This is a genomic window from Streptomyces sp. NPDC111744 (assembly GCF_055634995.1).
Genome location: NZ_JBVKCG010000048.1, coordinates 1 through 19493 on the forward strand (window position 1 = coordinate 1; position 19493 = coordinate 19493).

The 19493-nt window shown below is 68.1% G+C and carries 12 protein-coding genes; 2 read left to right on the forward strand and 10 right to left on the reverse strand.

Annotated features, from left to right (window positions below):
- Positions 1 to 212 (reverse strand): hypothetical protein (locus tag ACZ7OO_RS42845; RefSeq protein ID WP_471512809.1); only part of this gene is annotated, 212 nt, incomplete at its 3' end.
- Between the two features lie 470 nt (positions 213 to 682).
- On the opposite strand from ACZ7OO_RS42845, the gene ACZ7OO_RS42850 reads away from it, so the two are divergent.
- Positions 683 to 4150, forward strand: a complete 3468-nt coding sequence (locus tag ACZ7OO_RS42850; RefSeq protein WP_471512810.1) for an OTU domain-containing protein — start codon at positions 683 to 685, stop codon at positions 4148 to 4150.
- Between the two features lie 26 nt (positions 4151 to 4176).
- The gene (locus ACZ7OO_RS42855) at positions 4177 to 4917 is read left to right on the forward strand and encodes a hypothetical protein (RefSeq protein WP_471512811.1); all 741 of its coding nucleotides are present in this window, start codon (positions 4177 to 4179) and stop codon (positions 4915 to 4917) included.
- Here the strand turns inward: ACZ7OO_RS42855 and ACZ7OO_RS42860 are convergent.
- The 9 genes from ACZ7OO_RS42860 to ACZ7OO_RS42900 all read right to left on the reverse strand — a co-directional run bounded on the left by ACZ7OO_RS42860 (position 4833) and on the right by ACZ7OO_RS42900 (position 19155).
- A complete protein-coding gene (locus ACZ7OO_RS42860; protein WP_471512812.1) occupies positions 4833 to 5624 on the reverse strand; it encodes an SDR family NAD(P)-dependent oxidoreductase in 792 nt (263 codons plus the stop codon). The two genes, ACZ7OO_RS42855 and ACZ7OO_RS42860, sit on opposite strands and share 85 nt — an antisense overlap.
- A gap of 398 nt (positions 5625 to 6022) precedes the next feature.
- Entirely contained in the window at positions 6023 to 6895 is an 873-nt protein-coding gene (locus ACZ7OO_RS42865) for an alpha/beta fold hydrolase (RefSeq protein ID WP_471512813.1), read from the reverse strand.
- A gap of 43 nt (positions 6896 to 6938) precedes the next feature.
- On the reverse strand, positions 6939 to 7418 hold the full coding sequence (locus tag ACZ7OO_RS42870) for a cupin domain-containing protein (protein WP_471512814.1): 480 nt from the start codon (positions 7416 to 7418) through the stop codon (positions 6939 to 6941).
- A gap of 14 nt (positions 7419 to 7432) precedes the next feature.
- Positions 7433 to 8428 (reverse strand): alpha/beta fold hydrolase, encoded by a 996-nt coding sequence (locus ACZ7OO_RS42875; RefSeq protein ID WP_471512815.1) that lies wholly within the window; start codon positions 8426 to 8428, stop codon positions 7433 to 7435.
- A 573-nt stretch (positions 8429 to 9001) separates the two neighbouring features.
- A complete protein-coding gene (locus tag ACZ7OO_RS42880) occupies positions 9002 to 10210 on the reverse strand; it encodes a cytochrome P450 (RefSeq protein WP_471512816.1) in 1209 nt (402 codons plus the stop codon).
- A gap of 168 nt (positions 10211 to 10378) precedes the next feature.
- Positions 10379 to 11641 (reverse strand): condensation domain-containing protein, encoded by a 1263-nt coding sequence (locus ACZ7OO_RS42885; protein ID WP_471512817.1) that lies wholly within the window; start codon positions 11639 to 11641, stop codon positions 10379 to 10381.
- Positions 11638 to 16638, reverse strand: a complete 5001-nt coding sequence (locus ACZ7OO_RS42890; RefSeq protein WP_471512818.1) for an amino acid adenylation domain-containing protein — start codon at positions 16636 to 16638, stop codon at positions 11638 to 11640. The genes ACZ7OO_RS42885 and ACZ7OO_RS42890 overlap by 4 nt, the downstream gene beginning before the upstream one ends.
- Positions 16639 to 17104: 466 nt before the next feature.
- Positions 17105 to 18184 (reverse strand): helix-turn-helix domain-containing protein, encoded by a 1080-nt coding sequence (locus ACZ7OO_RS42895; RefSeq protein WP_471512819.1) that lies wholly within the window; start codon positions 18182 to 18184, stop codon positions 17105 to 17107.
- Positions 18185 to 18192: 8 nt separating this feature from the next.
- Positions 18193 to 19155: an AraC-like ligand-binding domain-containing protein gene (locus ACZ7OO_RS42900; protein WP_471512820.1), complete on the reverse strand. Its 963-nt coding sequence runs from the start codon at positions 19153 to 19155 to the stop codon at positions 18193 to 18195.
- Positions 19156 to 19493 lie beyond the last annotated feature (338 nt).

Below are 19493 nucleotides of genomic sequence, written 5' to 3' on the forward strand. Positions count from 1 at the left end.
ACGACGGCCACCCGCACCACCACCACGAGACACACCACCAGGCCGGTGGACACCGGGCATCTCACCTCCGAGGAAGGCGGCTGGCCGGGCGCCTCCCTGAACACCCACCCCGTCACCACCACCCAGAGCGACTTCGACACAGTCCTGCACCGCGCCACCAACCCCGCCACAAGTGAGACAGCCACCACGGGTGCGACAGACGTGTCAGCCACCCGCACCACCATCAGCTCGGATACCAGATTGGCCCCTGCTGCCGGGACCGGAGCACGCACCGGAACCGGCCCCGGTGCCGACCGTGAAGCCGCCGCCCCGGCCGGACCAGGTCGCACCAGCCCACGCCCCGACATCCGCACCACCAGTACACCCCGACCCGCCGTCACCTTCGAAACCGCCGCCACGGCCGCTGACGGCACGACTCCGGCATCCGACCGCAACCACACAGAAGCCGGCTACCTCACCAGCGAGGGCCACCCCTCCGACGGGTGGTGGCCTGCCCGGCTTCGAGACACACCTGCCAGGGGCCGACACCAGCCCCACCCACACACCCACCCTGCACGCCCCACCCACCCACACCACCAACGACCCGGCACGCGACACACTCATCGCCGTCAACACCTACAACGCACTCACCGCACTCCTCGGCAGCACGTCCCTCCCCGACAAGGACGTACTCGCCCACACCATGACCACGGCAGCCGACACCGCAGAACCCGAATACGGCGAGGCAATTTCCGACGCCATCCGCAAAACGGCCGAGCACATCCGCAAACACGGACTCACCCACAGCCGCGACCTCGCCAACGCCTTCCTCGACGTCGCCCGCCTGGCCGAACCAACCCTCGACAACCAACGCCACACCATCGCCGTCGCCCGCAGAACCGCCGAATTCCTCCTCGCCGGCCACCCCATCCGCACGCGCGGCGGAACCGGAACAGAACACTCTCCGGACACCCCCGCGGAATCCCTCCAACCCCACGCCGGTGCCAGCACCCACACCCCAGCATCCCCACACGCCAGATACTCCAGCCCCAGCGACTCCCTCTTCGGCGCCATCCCAGACAGCCCACCCGCCCTCAACCTCCCCAGCCTCGCCGCACCCGCCCTCCCCGGCCCAGCCGAACTCCCCCACACCACACCCCGTCCACCCACCCCGATCAACGCCGACACCTACCTTCCTCCCGTTCCAAGCTTCCACGCAGTCAACACCCTTCTTGACCTTGCCCACCGCCCCTGGAACACAGAACCAGACACCGGATTCCTCAAAGGCGAAAGAGAACTACCCGCCCTCACCCCCGAACAGACGGCAGAACTCCACACTTACATCGAACAGAACCCCGAAATCACCTTCGGTCAGGTATTCGACCACGTCCGGGAAACCATGCAGTACCCTCACCGCGCCATCAAAAAAACGGACGGCCATTCTGAATGGCACGAAACGCACCCACTCTCCGGACAACCCATCACCCTCACCCCCCGCCAACTCCACGTCATCCATCAACAATATTGGCACCGACGAGTGGGGTCGAATATCCAACCCGTACCTGGCGAGAAGATCGACTACATCAGCATCGCCGAAATACCCACCACGGAAAGACCCGCACTGTACGCCAGGGCCCTCAGGGAATGGCATATCGAAAATCCTGAAAATCAGCTGCTCTTCACCAATAATCTCAACTGGTCTCTCCCCGGCCCTCACGGCAAGCAAATCAAGATCCCCATCGGAACACACTTCAGAAAGCTAGTGGATGGCCGGACGAAGATTTCACAAGAGGAAATTGAGGTACTGGAGGAGCTTGGGTACGAAGACCTGGATCGATTCGAAGTCGACGAACCGGAAGAGGCGCGGCGTAACGCATATGTAGCCCTCGACGCTTTCGTCATAAAGCATCACGGCGAAAAGCTTATTGCGGCAACGGAGCAAGTGATACCGGGTCCTGACGGAAAGGAGATTAACTTCCCCCTCGGCAGGTACTTCACTGAGCTTCGAACGAATAAGCGACTACCGGACACTGTGTGGGAAAACCTGGTGAAAGCCCGGTACGGTCCCAGGGATAGATTTGCGAACCATGATCCCTCGAAAGATGCACCGACCAGGAAGCCGAGAGCCCAGCGTCACAGGCAATTCGAACCAGATGAGGACAAGTATGCTGAAGCTATCGACCTCCTCTTCAAGCGGAACCCGAATGCAAAAATAGCCGATAGTACGGTGGTGCACGGCGTTCCCCGGCCCGACGGGACAACGGAATCCGTGCGCATCGGCAAACGCCTAGCCAATGGCAGGAAGAGGAAGAGGGAGTTGCCTCCGAGGGAGTACGACATACTCGAGCGCCATAGATCACCGCTTTTGAAGTGGTTCAGGCGAGGGCCGGAGTTGAGCGAGCTCTACCCCCAAAACGATCAGTCACTGCCTCATCACCGCGGGCTGGATGCGTCGGACGGATCGGGCAGCGCCGTCGTGTCGAGTGTGGTGCTGGTGCTGGTGCAGCTGAAAGGCAGACAGGAGCGGCAGTATTGGCGGGTCGACCACCATGCGGACGGCACCGTCACATGGCGGCGCCCGGGCGTCAACAAATCCCTGACGGCACTTCCGAAGAGTGCGAAACTCCTGGATCAGACGGCCGTGACAAACCGGGGTACGGTCCGTACCGCCCTGAAGAAGGACCAGATCAAGCGGGACGGCAACTGCTTCTACCGCGCCGTCAGCATTCTCCTCGGACAAGGGGACAGCGACGAGGCCGCCCTCGATCTGCGCCAGGCGGTCGTCGAATGGCTCGACCGCGACGAGGGCCGGCACATGCGGGAAATGGCCCGCGCGGTCGGCGACCTCGACACCCTCCGGGCAACCATCGCCTCCGACGGAGCGTGGACCGGAGGAGCCGGCGACCTCGCCGTCTACGCCATGGCCAACGCCATCCGCGCGACACTCCACATCCACCGCGGCACCAACACCAACACCATCACCCCCCTCACCGAAACCCGCGACGGCCACCCCCTTCCCCCACCCACCCGAACCCTCCACCTCCACCTCCATGGCAACCACTACACCCTCACCGACCCCAACCCCCAACCCGACCGACCCGCAGACACCGACCAGCCCATGGACATGGATCGGAACGTGTTCGATGAAGGGCACGACGAGCTGCCCGACCGGCCTGTTCCGGGTCCTGACGCTCCGGCCAGTCTGGGTGGCTTTCCCGATCGGGCCCACCTCGGTGATTTCGCCGCCTCGGCCGGTGCGACGGATGGCACCGTGGGCATGGACTTCGCAACGGATCCAAAATTGCCAGGTTCAAATACACCGGCTCGACCACTTGCCGGTACCGGGGCGGCCTCCACACCGACCACCCAGACCTCGTCAGCCGCACCCCCTAAGCGGCGTCGCGTCACAGTCAGCAATCCTCATAGGAGACGCGCTGCAGAAGCTCTGAAGAGGTTCGATGAAGAGCACCCAGATGATCGAATCAACTCTCTGACGAAACATGGTGAAGTGCCTATCGGTAGGCACTACTACGGGTTGGTCCTACAGAAAGACCACAACGCTGTCATTTCACAGGGCGAGATAGACATTCTGCGCCGTCATAACTTCCTCCATTGGCGACGTTTCACGGTGGCCGGTGAAGCACAAGATGCGAACGCTGGATCCTCCAGCGCTGCGGCTGAGGTCGTGACCGGTACGGGTGACTCGGTTGTTGAAGAGGGTCCGGGGCCTTTGCCGGAGGCGCCGGCAGGTTCCGCTGCTCTTCCCGCTGACCCGGGGAGCGTGGCGTTGGACGGTTCGTCTGTTCCGAGAACGTCTCCTGACGCTGCGCGGCGTGACGAGGGTGCGCAGCAGCAGTCGGTCGCGGCGGTGGGGCGGCAGAGCGACTTTATGGACGAGGACACTCCTGAGGACGTGTCCGGACCTGCGGCCGATTCGGGCGCTGTCGATTCTGCGGTGACCTCTGGTCCTGGCCGCGTTCCCACCGGTGACGGCGTCCGGCTGCAGCAGGCTGCGCCGCCCGGCTTCGAGCCGTCAGATTTCTGGGCTTCTCTGGCCTCCGCCGGCCCCTTGCCTGTGGATCCGCAGGACGCGGCGTTTCTGCAGACCCTCCATAACCTTCCTGAGACCGGCCTGGTGTATCCCGCTGTGGACGGGGTGCCGGGTGAATAACCGTGCCGGGCCATGTTCTGGACTACATGGCCGACATCTTCGATCCGTTCCTGCTCGATGCTTCCGGTGACCCGGCCGGTCCGTTGGACGGTGATGTGGGCATGGACCTTGACGCGGGGGTTGCGGTTGCGCCTTCAGCGGATGCCGGGGTGGGGCCCACTTCGGCCACCCAGGTCCGCGGCGGAGGCACGCCGCCCGACGACTCGTCGATGTGGGATTTCCTCAACCCGGACGTCTATCACGTACGGACGCCCGATCTCGGCGACCAGCTCGAGGAAGCCCTCGCCAAGGCCCACGCGACGACGCCCCAGTACAAGCGGGAGATCGCCGCCCTCGAGAAGGCGCTGAGACTTGCACGGCTCACCCGAACAGGAGAAACCGTCACCGACCCGACGGCCAGAGCGACGACAACACCGCGCCCTGTCACACCGGGAGCGGCAACAGCCGCCCAGGCCACGACCACCGAGCCCGACGCCGGCCTGCCAGGTTTCACCACCATCTTCCGCCCCGCCAGGCCACCCCACCGCGGCCACCGTCGGTCCGACGTAGGAGCCGGAGACGGCAACTGGTCAGGTGCAGCCTGGCCGACAGTGACCGGCGCGGTGTCGGTGGTGCTCGAAGAACCGGGCCGGCCCAAGCCGGAAGCATCAGGGGAGGCGCGGCCGAACCACACCGGCCACAGTCAGGGAATGATGCTGCTCACCACACCACCGTCGACGCGCAGTGCGGCGCCCGTGGTGGCGGAAGCGGCGTCGGAGCCGACGTAGTGGACGAGGTTGGCGACCTCTTCAGGGCGGATGAGTCGTCCCAGGAGCGAGGTGGGGCGTTCCTCGGCGATGAAGCGGCGTTCGGCCTCGTCGAAGGGGATGCCGTCGCCGACCCGGTCGGCGATGAATGTCTCGACACCGGGGGTGAGGGTGGGGCCCGGCAGGACGGTGTTGACGGTGACCCCGGTTCCGGCGACCTCCTGGGCGAAACCGCGGGCGACGGCCAGCTGAGCGGTCTTCGTGGTGCCGTAGTGGATCATTTCCTTCGGGGTGTTGATGGCCGACTCGCTGCTGATGAAGACGACGCGACCCCACCCGCGCTGCACCATGCGGGGAGCGTAGTGGCGGGTGAGCCGGATGCCGCTGAGGACATTGGTCTCGAAGTAGCGGCTCCATTCCTCGTCCGTGATCTCGAACGGAGGCTTCGCACCGAAGATCCCGGCGTTGTTGACGAGGACATCCACATCCGGCACGGCGTCCGTCACGGCGCGGACGCCCTCCGCGGTGCTGACGTCGGCGGCGACAGCGCGGATTTCACCGTTTCCGGCGGTGGCACGGATACGTTCGGCTGCGGCGTCGGTGCGCTGGGGGTCACGGCCATTGACAATGACCTCGGCTCCGTCGCGGGCGAAGGCGGCGGCAATCGCTTCGCCGATGCCAGAGGTGGAGCCGGTGACGAGTACGGTGCGGCGGGGCGCTGCGTTCACGAGAGTCTCTCCTGGGCTGGTAGAAGTCATCAGGGTGTCCCGAGCTGCACCAGTGGCGGCTCCGTCCCCGGCGAACAGGTGGCGGGGCTGTCCTCTGCGGGGCAGCCCACGTTGCGACGTTAGAGCGCCGGAGCGATGGGCGCGTCCCGGGAGTGGGCGTTGGCGGGCGCTGTCCCGATCACGTTGCGGATCGGCGGCGCGCCCGCCTCGGGGATCCGTGGGGACCTGGTCGGACGGGGCCGGCATGGCGGTTTCCTTCACGGATCGACTGGCTTGTACGCGCATCGCGAACGGGTGCGGCTCGATCGGCTCGGGCGGTCGTGGGCCGCAGTCACGGCTGGCCGCCCTGGTCGAGGGCGTCGCTCGGCCGGAGCCGCACCCGACGCGGATGACGCTGGTCAGGAGGTGGCGTGTGCGGCTGCCTCGATGATGTGTGCGGTGGCGCCGGGGTGTGAGACGAGGACCGCGTGGGAGGCGCCTGGGATCAGCTGGGTGTGGGAGCCTGCGCGATGTGCCATGGCTTGTTCGGCGGTAGGTGGGATGGCGTGGTCGGAGCCTGCGACGAGGTACCAGGAGGGGATGGTCTTCCAGGCGGGTGTGGTGCTGGGTTCGGCGAACGCGGCGAGAGACGCCGGTCGTTGTGCGGTGGCCATGAGTCGGGTCTCGGCGGCGGGTACGTCGGCGGCGAAGACCTGGCGGAAGTCGGTGGGGTGGACGTAGGCGTCCTGTCCGCCGGGGTAGGGGCGGATGGTCAGGGCGGGTGGGAGTTGGCTGCCGGGGTACTGTCCGAGGATGTCCAGGCCGGTTTCGCCCTGGTCGGGGGCGAAGGCGGCGACGTACACCAGAGCCTTGACGTTGGGGTGGCCGGTGGCGGCGTCGGTGATGACGGCGCCGCCGTAGGAGTGGCCGGCCAGGATGACGGGTCCTGGAATGGTGTCGAGGACACTCGACACATAGGCGGAGTCGTCGGCCAGACCACGCAGCGGGTTGGCGACGGCGAGTACCGGATACCCCTGGCGCTCCAGCCGCGATGTCACCGCGTTCCAGCTGGACGAGTCGGCGAACGCGCCGTGGACCAGGACCACGGTCGGCTTGGGCGTGGCCGGTCTGGTCGTCGCTGCCGCGGAATTCGCGGCGGAAGCCGAGCCGGCGGGCATGGCGGCGGACAGGGCCGGGATGGTGAGCAGTGTCCCGACCGCCAGGGCCACGAGCGTCGGCTGTCTGCGGTGGTGCCGGCTCGCGCGGTGTCGCACGGATCTGTTGCCGGTCATGGCTGTTCTCCTCGTCGCTTCTGCAAGTCCGGGGCGGTCTGCTTCACAGGGTCGGCGGGGGCCCGGTGACACGCAGGTGGAAGGCCTCGGCGGACGCCACGACCGTTCCGAGATCGAATTCCGGGGGCAGGTCGCCGGCCTCGGCCACCGAGATTCCGTTGCTCCTGAAGTACTCCTCGATGCGGGCCGGGCTGAACAGGGCCGCTATCCGCGCCCCTTCGGGCGAGCGCACCAGGTAGCTGTGCGGGACCCCGCGCGGTCCGTAGGCGACCTGTCCGGGCACCAGGTCGTGGCGCTTGTCGCCGACGAAGAACGTCACCTCGCCGTCGAGGACGAACCAGACCTCCTCCTCGTTCTCGTGGACGTGGTGCGGGGGTGCGTGACCGATCGGGTCGGCGAACTCCATGAGGCTGAGCCGGTTGTCGGTCGCGGCGCCGGGAAGCAGGATCCTGGCCTGGCCGCCCAGGAACCAGAAGGGCTCACGCTCTGCCGTAGGGTCGAAGGTGGGGAAGAACTGGGTCATCTTCGCTCCTGATTTCATCGCTGGTTGCCGAGGAAGTGCAGCAGCAGGTCGGTCATTTCCTTGGGGTGTTCCTCGTAGATCCAGTGGCCGGAGTCGGGGACGACGACGGGGGTGACGTGGGTGGCGTAGTGGCGGACCTGCTTGCCGACCGAGGAGCCGAGGCTGCCGTCGGCGCCGATCGCGAGCACCGGCATGGTCAGGGGCTTCTTCTGGAAGCGCGCGTTGTCGGCGATGTCCTGGGGGAAGGTCCGGAACCAGGCGAAGGACGCTTCGAGGTGGGCGTAGTCGCTCAGGTAGGAGGCGAAGACGCTCAGGTCGTCGTCGGTCAGGGCGTCCTTGTGCACGGCGATGCCGCGCATGAAGCCGGTGGTCCAGGTGAGTTCTCGGCCCTGGATGAGGCTTTCGGGGAGGCCGGTCTGGAGGGAGAAGAAGCCGAAGTGCCACGCCCCGGGTCCCTTGGCCGTCAGCGCCGGGAACTTGTAGATGCCCGGGTCCGGGATCGGAGCCTCGCTGAGTACGAGCTTCTTGACGCTGTGCGGGTACTGGGCGGCGTAGGCGTAGGCGACCATCGTGCCGATGTCGTGGCCGACGACGTTGACGTCCCGTTCCTTGCCGAGCGACACCAGGAGGGCGTGCAGGTCGGCGGCCATGGTCTTCTTGTCGTATCCGGAGGCCGGGGCGTCACTGCGGCCGGCGCCGGGCAGATCGGGTGCGATGACCGTGTAGTGCTTGGCCAGGGCGGGCATGATGTCGTGCCACTCGTACCAGGTCTGGGGGTAGCCGTGGATCAGGACCAGGGTGGGGCCGTGGCCGCCGATCACGTAGTCGATGCCGGTCCCGGCCACCTTGGTCTTGTGCTCGCTGAACCCGGCGGGCAGCTGCTCGCCGGACGACGCTGACGTTGTGGGTGTGTCGGAGGCCGAAGCCGTGACGGTGACCGAGCCGAGGGCGACGGCCAGGGCGAAGACCGAGGCCACCAGGCCACGGGAACCGGACAGACGGAATCTCACTGATGTCTCCGAAGGGAGGAGGAAAGGGGGGGGCGGCGGGACCTGAGCCCACCGTGTAGTGACGGCCGGTCAGAAGGAACCGACGAGGCGGCCGTCGACGACGATGTCGGCGCCGGTGATGTTCGCGGCCCGGGAACCGGCGAGGCGGAGCACGAGGGCGGCGACCTCGGACGCCCGGTGAAGCGGCCGACGCTGATTCGGCGTGTGTTCATGAAACCGGGGGTTGTGGTGGTTTCGCACCGGGGTGGTACCCCAGTGGTTCCCCGTGGTTCAGGGGTGGACGCTGAAGGGTCCGAGGATGCCGGTGTCGATGCGGAGGGATTCGAGGAGTGTCCAGGCGTTGTCCTGGTGAAGACGTCGGCGGCGGCGAGGATGCCCGGCGTGTTTGGTTGCTGGAGGGGTCGCGGCGGTCGGTCGGGGAGTGGAGTTCGTGAGACATGAGGGTGTGGGTGCCTTTCGATTCGAGAGAGGAGAGGGCAGAGGCGGTCAGGTGAAGCAGGGCCGAGCGGTCTCGGGTTGCCCGCAGGCGTCGGTGGCCCGCCCCGCGGTGTGACCAGCCGTCAGGGGGCGCTGCTACCAGGTCACCGGCAGCGTCTGCACACCGACCAGGTTCTCGTTTTCCTTGAACCGCAGCTCTTGCACCGGAACGGCGAGCCGCAGGCCGGGGATTGTCTTGAAGAGAGCGCCGAGGGCCACCTGTTGTTCGATGTGGGCGAGCGCGTAACCCAGACAGTGGTGCGGCCCGTGCCCCAGGGCCAGGTTCCGCGACGGTGTCCGGTGGATGTCGAGCCGATCCGGGTCGGGGAAGGCCGACGGGTCCCGATCGGCGGCGTCCAGCTGGATCAGGACCCCCTCGCCGGCCCGGACCAGGGTGGGGCCGATGACGAGGTCCTCCGTCGCGACGCGCGGCGTGGCGTTGTGGACGATCGTGGTGTAGCGGAGCAGTTCGGTCACGGCCGGGGCGAGGTCGTCCGCGGCGCGGAAGGCGGCCAGTTGGTCGGGATGCGTGAACAGCGCCACCACCGCGACGCCGATCATGTAGGCGGTCGTCCCGTGCCCGGCGTGGAACAGCAGTTGCGTCATCGCCACGGCGTCATCGAGGCTCAGCTCACCGGACCGCACTCGTTCGACCACCACCTGGCCGACCAAGCCCGGTCCTGGGTCGCGCAGTTGGGTCTCCGCCAGGTGCTGGAAGTACGCCCCGAGAGTCTTCCAGGTCCGGGCTGCCTCTTCGGCTCCCGTGGTGTGCGAGGCCATGGTGCGGCAGAGGTCGTGCAGCATCCGGCGGTCGTGCTCGGCGTCGACTCCGAGCACGTCGCAGATGACGCGGACCGCGACGGGCATGGCGAACGCCGCCATCAGGTCGACCGGGCGCGGTGCTTCGAGCAGGGCGTCGAGGGCGTCATCGACGATCCGCTGCACTCGGGGGCGCCTGGCTTCCATCTTCTTCGGGGTGAACTCGCCCATGAGCATGGCTCGCTGGGCGCGGTGGACGTCGTCCTCCCGCTGCGCGTAGGGCAGCACGCCCTTCAGTTTGGCCGCGTTGGACGCCGAGCAGATCGGGAATCCGGGGCGCCTGAAGTCACCGCTGAGGCGGGAGTCGGCCAGAGCCTGGATTGCGTCGCCGTAGCGGGTCACCAGCCAGGGACTGCTGCTGTCCCAGATCTTGACCCGCGGCAGCACGGCAGAGCTCTGCGGGCGCAGATAGGCGGCGGGCGGGTCCAGCGGGCTGCGCGGGTCACGGGCATGCGGGTAGGAGGAGATCATGTTTGGTTCGGGCATAGGGCTTCGCCTCATTCGGGAACGGGAAGAGGGGCAGGTCTGCCGCAGCAGCCGGTGCCCGGGCCGCCGTACCGCGGAAAACCGAGTGCGATGGCTTTTGATCGCCGGACGGTCGACGGCGTGCACCGGACCTGGCCGGAGTGGCACGGCGCGGCAGCGCCCGCGGCCTCAGGCATAGGTGCGGGAGCGCAGTACGGAGACCCGCGGGTCTGCGTCGGTCACCACCGATGCCAGGACCGCCGTGTACGTGGCGAGCAGGGTGTCGATGTCGTTGTCGCTGTGGAGACAAGGGTCGTACTCCGCCCAGATGTCGCAGCCGCCGTCGGCGGTGTCCTGGGCTCGCAGGGTCAGGGCGAATTTCGCGGTGTCGAAGACCGGCAGTTCGACGACGTCGCAGCCGTCGAGTGACAGGGTGCCGACCGTGCTCGGCGGATGATGGGCAAAGATCACCGGCATCGGCACAGGAGTGTCGGCCCGCCCACCGGGTGAAGCTGCGTAGTCGTAGGCGATGTCCGGGAACGACAGTTCGCGATGCGCGTACACGGCGGCGGTCGCCACGGCCACGCGGCGCATCAACTCGGAGAAGGAGGGGTTGCCGCGAAGGTCCACGGGCAGGACGGTGAGGGTGACGTAGAAGCCCAGCACCCGTTCGACGGCGACATGGTCACGATTGGCCACCGCGAGTCCGAGCAGGAGGCGATCGTGGTGGTCCCGGCAGGTCAAGGTGATCGCGCAGGCGGCGGCCAGCAGGGTGAACGCCGTGTGGCCGCGGGAGTTGGCCAGGGTGCGGATCGCCGACATCGCGCCGGAGTCCAGGGCGACGGCCCGGCGTCTTCCCTCTTCCGGCGCTCCGGTGGGAGCACGGCTCCGGGGGCGTGGGTAGCCGTCCAGAGCGGAACGCCACCAGCGCGCCACTTCGGTTCGGCGCTCGGCACTGACGCGCCTCGCGTGCCATGACGCCCAGTCGACGTACTGGATCCTCAGGTGTGGCAGAGCCGCCGGCACTCCCAGCCTCTCGGCCGCGTAGAGCGCGCCGAGATCGTCGAAGAGCACGTCCAGGGACCAGCCGTCGGCCGCCAGGAGGTGCACGCAGAACGAGAACTCGTGGTGGTCGGGGCCGAGCGGCTGGACGGTGATGCTCAGCAACGGTCCGTGTTCCAGGTCGAAGGCCGTCCAGGGGTGCCGCTCCGAGACCACGCGCAGCACTTGGTGTGCCGCGGCCTCGACGACCTGCCGGGTCCCGGACGGGTAGACGGTCCGCAGTGGTTCGTGCCGCCGGACGAGCCTATCCACGGCCCGGCCGAACGCCTCCAGGTCCAACGGGCCACGCACGTCGAAGACTCGGCGGGTGCTCTGCCGACGTCTGGTGGGGTCGGCGTCGTGCAGGGCATGGACCAGTCTCTGCGGCGGCGACAACGGGAAACGGGTCATGGCCGCGGCAGCCTGCGCAGGCCGGCGTTCGCCGGGGGCGCCGAGGCGACGGCGACCGTGAGGCTCCTGACCGTGGGATGGGCGAGCACCAGGGGGAGTCCCACGTCCCGGCCTGTCGCGGCCGTCGCGCGCAGTGCCAGCCGCAGCGCCTGCAGCGAGTGCATGCCGGCGTCGAAGAAGTTCTCGTCGGCGCCGGGCCGTACACCGCACACCCCGGCGACGAGGGACACGATCATCTCTTCCCGGGCATTGAGCCACTGCCTCGGCGGTCCGGACGGCTCCGGTCGCGTTGCCGCGGCCAGCGCCGGTATGTCCACCTTTCCCTGCGAGTTGAGAGGGAAGAAGTTGTGGCCGACCACGACGCTGGGCACGAGATGCTTGGGCAGTGCCCTGGCCAGCGCGTGCCTGATGTCGGTCCCGGTCCGCGGGCTCAGGACGTGGGCCACCAGTGCGTCCTGGCTCGGGTCGGCCAGGACGACCGCGTCGTGTACGGCGGGCAGGGCGAGGAGCGCCGCGCGTACTTCGCCGGGCTCGATACGGAAGCCGCGGATCTTGACCTGTTCGTCGTCGCGGCCCGCGAAGTCCAGCACGCCGCCGTCGAGCCAGCGGCCCCGGTCACCGGTCCGGTACAGGCGCCCTTCCGCGAACGGGTTCGGCACGAAGGCGTCGGCCGGCCGGGTGTAGCCGCGGGCGACGCCCGGCCCGCCGACGCAGATCTCTCCGACGACGCCCGGCGGAACCAGCCTCAGATTGTCGTCGACCACATAGATCAGGGTGTTGGGCAGCGGCCGGCCGATGGGCACGCGCGGCTGGGTCCCGTAGTGCCAGTCCTTGAGGGGCATGGCGGTGACCATGACGGTGGTCTCGGTCGGCCCGTAGTAGTTCGTCACGTTCCCGGGGGCCGTGGCACGCAGGCGCAGGGCGGCTTCCGGGGCCATGACGTCTCCGCCGGCCCCGAGATGCCGCAGTCCGTGGACGGCCTCGGGGAACTCCGCCACGACGGTGTTGAAGACGGCCGTGGACAAAGTGGCATGGCTGACCCGCGGTGACGCGAGGGAGTCCGCCAGGGCGGACAGGGACCAGGGGCGGGGAAGGAAACGCACGCTCGCCCCGTGGACGAGCGTTCCCCACACCTCCAGGACAGAGATGTCGAAGCCGGGAGAGGTCAGAGCGAGACAGCTGTCACCCGGCCGGAACTCGGTCACGTCGTGGTCGGCGAACCGGGCGGCGACGGAATGATGCTCGACGACGACGCCCTTCGGTACGCCGCTGCTGCCGGAGGTGTACATCACGTAGCAGGCGTCCGAACCCCTCCCCGGCGGGATCGGACCGCGGTGATCGGCGACCGCCTCGAGGGCCATGGTGCGCACGCCCTCGGGGACGGCCTCACCGGCCAGCGCCTCGGTCGTCAGGAGCACCCTGGCTCCGCAGTCGGCCATGAGCGCGGCCAGCCGGGATGTCGGATCACCCGGGTCCGAAGGAAGGAACGCGGCCCCCGACTTCATCACCGCGAGCTGGGCGACGACGAGTTCGCGCGACAGGGGTACCCGTACGGCGACGACATCGCCCGGTCCCAGGCCGGCAGCCCGCAGATGCAGGGCGACCCGGTCGGACCGCGCCTCGAGTTCTGCGTACGTCAGCGGAGCGGGACCGGCGACGGCGGGCGCGTCCGGGGTCTGGCGCGCCCAGCGGCTGACGAGGTCCGGCAGCCACCGCGCCGCGGGCTCGACGGCAGGTCCCCGGCCCCACCGCAGAAGCTCTTCCCGAGTGGCGTCGTCCACGAGGTCGAGGCGGGCGATCGGGGCCCGGGGCTCGTCCACGAGGGAGCGCAGCAGCCTCTCGTACGCCTTCGGCATGTGGGTGCAGAACACCTCGTCGAAGAGATCGGTGTCGAACTCCCACGCCAGCGTGACGCCCTCCAGGGCACCCCGTGAACTGGGCAGCACCCGCTCACCGGAGGCCGGAACGGTCACCAGGCCGCCCGCGAGCTGCGAGATGCGCCCCGGTTCCGCGTAGCGCGGGACGCCGACGACCGAGACGTCGAATTTCGCGGACCCGTTGCCGAGTCCCTCGATGAAGTCGACGCCCAGAGACGTCGGGCGCAGTGGGCCGAGCGGAGAGTCGTGGAAACTGAACACCGCCTGCGTCAGCGGACGTGCGCTGTCGCCGTGAGCCGCGGGGGATGCCTCGAAGATCTGGTCGTAGGGCAGCTCCTGGTGCTCGTAGACCCTCTTTGACCGTTCACGTGTCTGTTCCAGGACATCGAGGAACGTGCACCCCTCGTCAAGACGCCCCCGGAAGACGACCATGTTGACGAACATGCCGAGCACGTCCTCGGTCTGCCGCCAGCGGCGGTTGGCAACCGCTGATCCGACGAGCAGGTCCCGTGAGCCGGTGTAGGCGTGCAGCAGCACGAAGAACGCGCTGAGCAAGGTGATGTAGAGGGTCGTGCCGGAACGGTTCGCCAGGTCGGAGAGCCGGCGAGCCAGGTCCGCGTCGATCTCGGTCCGCGGCGCCCGGCCCAGGAACCGCGTGGTGTGCGCCGCGATGCGCCGCGGCAGGCGCAGCACGGTCTCCGCGCCGGCCAGCTCCGCGCGCCAGAACTCCCGTTGCTTCGCCGCCTGCGGGGACGCGAGCCATTGCTTCTGCCACCGTGCGTAGTCGTAATAGCTCACCGGCGGCGCGTCACGTGTCACCGCGCCGTGCGCCAGGTACTCGGCGTATCCGTCGAGGAGGTCGCGCACGAAGCGACGTAGTGACCAGCCGTCGTGGATCACATGGTGCTCGATGTGCACGAAAATGTGCTCGTCGTGGGCCAGGCGCAACAGCGCCCAGCGAAACGGAGGCTCCACGGCCAGGTCGAACGGCATCTCCACCAGCTCGCGTACGGCGTGGCCGACGGCCGCCGACTGGTCATCCCGCCCGGTGAAGTCCCGGACGTCCAGCCGCACCGGCCACGGATCATCGAGTACGCAGGCCAGGTCGCCGTCGTCCACGAGGAACCGGCTGCGCAGCGCGTCCTGGGTGCGGACGATCTCGGTGAGGCTCGCTTCGAGGGCGGGCAGCGAGAGGTCGCCGCTCAGCCGGAACACCGACTGGCTCACATAGGCGCGCGCACCAGGATCGACCGCCTCCATCAGCCACACGCGGCGCTGTGCGAAGGACGGTTCCGGCGGGGCGCCGTTGCGTCGCGGTCCGAGGTCCTGCGGCTGTTCTTCGATGCCGGCCGCGATGCCGGCCGGGGTGGCGCTTCCCAGGACGGAGCTCAGGGCGACTTCCGTCCCCAGACGGGTTCGCAGGCGGGCCACCAACTGGGTTGCGAAGAGCGAGTTGCCGCCCCACGACAACAGGTCGTCGTCCACGCCGATCCGCTGCGCGTCGATGCCGAGCAACTCGGCGGCCGCCTTGACCACCGCGGCCTCGGTCTCGTTGCGCGGTTCCTGTGCCCGCGCGGCCCCCAGGCCGGGGCGGGGCAGCGCCTCCCGGTCGACCTTGCCGCTCACCGTGAGCGGCCAGCGGTCCACCACCGTGATCCGGTCGGGCACCAGATATCCGGGTATCTCGCGGGCCAGCGACTCGCGCAGCCGGCCGGGATCCGCGTCGCCGACCACGTATCCGAGCAGCCGCGGCTCTCCCGCCCGGTCGACGAGGGCGAGCGCGTCACGGACCCCGGGCTGCGCGGCGAGCGCCGCCTCCACCTGTCCGAGCTCTATCCGCGCGCCGCGGACCTTCACCTGGTCGTCCTTCCGGCCGAGGAACTCCAGGGTGCCGTCGGCGAGCAGCCGTCCCAGGTCGCCGCTGCGGTAGAGCCGGCCCGCACCGGGGTCCTCGATGAACCGCCGGGCGGTCAGCTCCGGATCGCCCAGGTAACCCGGTCCGACGCCGAGGCCGCCGATGCAGATCTCGCCCACCGAGCCGGTCGGCACCGGTCGACGATCGTCGTCGAGTACGACGATGTGGGTACCGGCGATCGGCCGGCCGATCGGCACGCGGGTGCTCTCCGTCCCGGTCACCGTGTGCAAGGTGGTGCAGATCGTGGTCTCTGTGGGGCCGTAGCCGTTGACGAAGCGGTGATGGGGCGCCCATCTCCGGGCCGTCTCGGGAAGGCAGACGTCACCGATGCTGATCAGCACCTCCAGGTCGGGGAAACCGCCCGGTCCGAGTGTCCGGAGCACCGCCGCGGGCAGCACGGCGTGGGTGATGCGCTGGTCCGTGAGCACGCGGGCGAGGGACTCACCGGAGTGGATGGACACGTCCGGTATGTCGAGGCGGACGCCGTTCGTGAGCGCCAGCACGATGTCGAACAGGGCCGCGTCGAAGGCGGGATGCGCGAACAGCAGCACGCGAGTGCGCGCGGGCAGCACGCCGAAGAACACCCGCTGGGCTCGGGCGAGATTGGCCAGTCCCCGGTGCTCGATCATGACGAGCTTCGGCGTCCCGGTCGATCCGGACGTGGCGATCACGTAAGCCAGGTCGCCGGGGGCGTTGCGATCCTGTACGGGGCCGGCGTGTTCGGGCACCTCCTCCAGACTCGGGTAGCCGGGGATCGGTCGGCCGAGTACGAGCGAGACCTTCGCCTGGCGTGCGGCTTCGACCAGCCACGCCTCGGGATGGCCGGGGGAGAGCGGCAGGTAGGCGGCTCCGGCGCGCCACACGGCGAGCACCGCCACCACGAACTCCACGCTCCGCTCGAAGACGAGGGCGACGATGTCTCCCTTCCCGATACCGGCTCGGACGAGTGCGGAGGCTGTGACGTCCGCCTGGACGTCGAGTTCGCCGTAGGTGAGGTCGCCGTCGTCGGTGTGAAGGGCCACGGCCGAGGAGGAGGACCGGCACTGCCGTGCGATGAGCGCGCCCACCGGCTCCCACTCGGTCGCCGCGTCGTACTCCGGTCCGTGGACGGCCTGCGGCGCGGGACCTGTCCGACCCATTGCCCAGGGCGCGGCGCCTCGTAGGCTGTCGAGGAGGTGGTCATAGGTGTGAGTGGCGTCAGTCATCAGCGTGTGCATTCGTCGTACTCCCATGCGTCGACCGCCTTCGTGGGACGCAGGTTGTGAGGTTCGTGCAACGCCGCATCGAACGCGGGTGAGGTGTCGGCTGAGGTGTCGACGAGGCGCACGTGGAGCTGCGTTGCGACTGTTCACCACGAAGTTAGACCGGGCCGTGTTTCCCGGGATTCCGGTCAGTGCACAGAACGTTGTCCGTCAGCGCACTGGCCCGAGCACCGGCTCGGGCGCATCGGCCGCTGGGCGTGGAAGAGGGGCCTCTTGGCAGCTGGTGGTTGTCGAGTCCAGCGCGAAGCAAGGGGCCCTGTCGTCGATGACGTGATCGTGGTCGCCGGGTCCGGTTCGTCGATGCTGGTCACATCGGCGTCCACTACCGACCGGTCCTCACCCGCCGGACCACTCTGCTCAGGACCCACGGCCGTATGCCGACCGGCCTGGCATACCGCGGAAGACCCAACTACGCGGGGGCCGTGTCCGTTTCTGCCATGGACTCCTTGAGGAGCTTCACGCCCGGGTCTCTCCACTCGGCCGGCGAGATTCCGTAGAGGGACCGGAACGCCCGGCTGAAGTGGGACGCGCTGGTGAAACCCCACCGGTGGGCCACTCCGGAAATGGAGCGCTTCGTAGCGTCCAACCCGGCCAGTTCACTTCGGCATTTCTGCAGTCGGCACCGCTGAATCCACTGACCGGCGGTTCCGCCGTCGGCCTGGAAGAGCTTGTGAAGGTAGCGGACGGAAATCGAGTTGGCGCGGGCCACGGTCTGCGGCGTGAGGTCCGGATCGTTGATGTTCTGTTCGATGAACCTCTTGATCTCCAGCAGGCGGTCGAGACCTGCCGAGGCATGCGACCTCAGACCTACTTGTTCCTCGGCCAGGAGACCCAGCAGATCGATGGCGCTGCTCGCAAGAGGAACTCCCGTGGCTGCCGGGCAGTCCGCCGCCGTGTCGACCAGCTGCGTCAGAAACGCGGCAACCAGTGAGCCCATGGTCGTGTCGGGACGGACCGGTGTCGCGATGACCCGTTGAAGATGATCCTCTTTCAAACCGATGAGCCGGCGGGGCAGGACGAGCAACTTCACACAGAACGGGTCGGGGAATTCGAGCGACACGGGCCGTGCCACGTCGTAGAAGACCATTTCTCCGGGCCTCAGGAAGACCCGGCGGTTTTCCTGCTCGACCGTAGCGGCGCCTCGTTCCACCAGCATGACGACCAGGAGGCCGTCGTCCTCCGTGACGGGGCCTTGAGCCCGCCACAGCCGCATCTCGCCTCCTTCCATGGTGGCGAGCTTCAAGTGGCCCAGTCGGAGCGTCCGGATGGCTCCCGGGTGCCGCGCGTCAGGCACCGCGACATCAACCATGCCCAGCGTGCTGTGGAGAGCTTGGCTCCAGTGGCCTTCTCCCTGCGGTGTCGGCTCGGTTTCACGGCGGCTGCTCAGGACCGGCTCGGGTGCCTGCACCGGTGAACGGGGTGTCGTATCGGCCGTCTTGCGGTCGATCTGGACATCGGACACCGTACGAGTGGGCGCGAAGGTCTGCATGGCCGCTTTCACCTCGAATGCCTGCGCGCCGTGGCCTGATACTCCCGAGGAGAGATGCCGTAGGCGAGTCTGAAGACGCGACTGAAATGGGAGGCGCAGGCAAATCCCCAGCTATGGGCCACCATCGCGACGGTCGGGGCGTGGGACGTCGTCCGTGCAAGTTCCTTCCGGCAGCGCTCCAGACGCTGTTGCTGGATCCACCGCGCCACGGTGACGCCTTCCGTCTCGAAGAGCTTGTGCAGATACCTGAGCGACACCTGGTGAGCGCCGGCGATCTCCACAAGAGACAAGTCCGGATCCGCCAGATGTCGCATGATGTACTCCTTGATGCGAAGGAGCATGGCCTGGATCGCGGCAGGCTCTTGGGGAGCCAGCCGCCCATGCCTCTCCTGGATCAGGCACGCCAGCAGGTCACAGGTCACTGCGGCGAGCCTGTCGGCCTGCGTGGGAGCGACCGACTCGGCACTTCCGTCAAGACGCTTCAGGTGCCCGGCGAGAAGGGCGGAGAGCGGCTCGTCCTGGCCGAAGGACGTGGCGGTCGCGGCCTGCAGTTCGAGATCGCTCACTCCGAGAGCGGATCTGGGGAAGTGGAACGAAGTGAGGCTGAACGCCTGCCGCAGCGCCTTGTCGTAGGGGCGTCGGGAGTCCGACAGCGAGAACTGCCCGGGGTTCACGACCGCGTTCCGGCCGTCCTGGGAGCGTTCGGCGATCCCTCGGTGCATCAGGGTGAGAGTCACGGTCTCCTTGCCGTCTCTCGCGATCATCCGGGGCTTTCGCGTGACCGTCTGCGGTCCGGCCGTGACCGTCGACACCTGCATGAAGCCCACTCGGCGGCTGACGATCGTCGCTGTCGCCGGCTCGTCCTCATGCAGATCGACATCCAGCGGGACGAACGTTCGCGACACGGCGTCCTGCCAGAAGTCGGCTCGGTCCGAGACGGACAGCGGAGCAGTGGACAGGACCACGGACACGGCAACTCCCTGGCGAGGTCATGCGGACGCGCAGCCGACGCGGCCGTCGGGCGCGAGCGGTCTCCAGCCGCCTGATCCATCGACGATCAAGGCGGTCTGAGGGCTCACGGCGAGCGGTGTCAGCACATCGCACCTGCGCGAGAGGTACCAGGAAGAAGTGCAGGAACAATTTTCGGGACGCCGTGCAGCGGCAGGCGCTCCAGCAGCCGAGCCGCCCGCGTCGCGGGTCCGGCCGACGAACGGGTCCCGGGCTGCGGGCGGCGACTGTGACCCCATGCCTCGGCCTGTGGACCTGGGCGTTTCCTACGGATCATCGACGGACCGGAGGAAGATTCCGG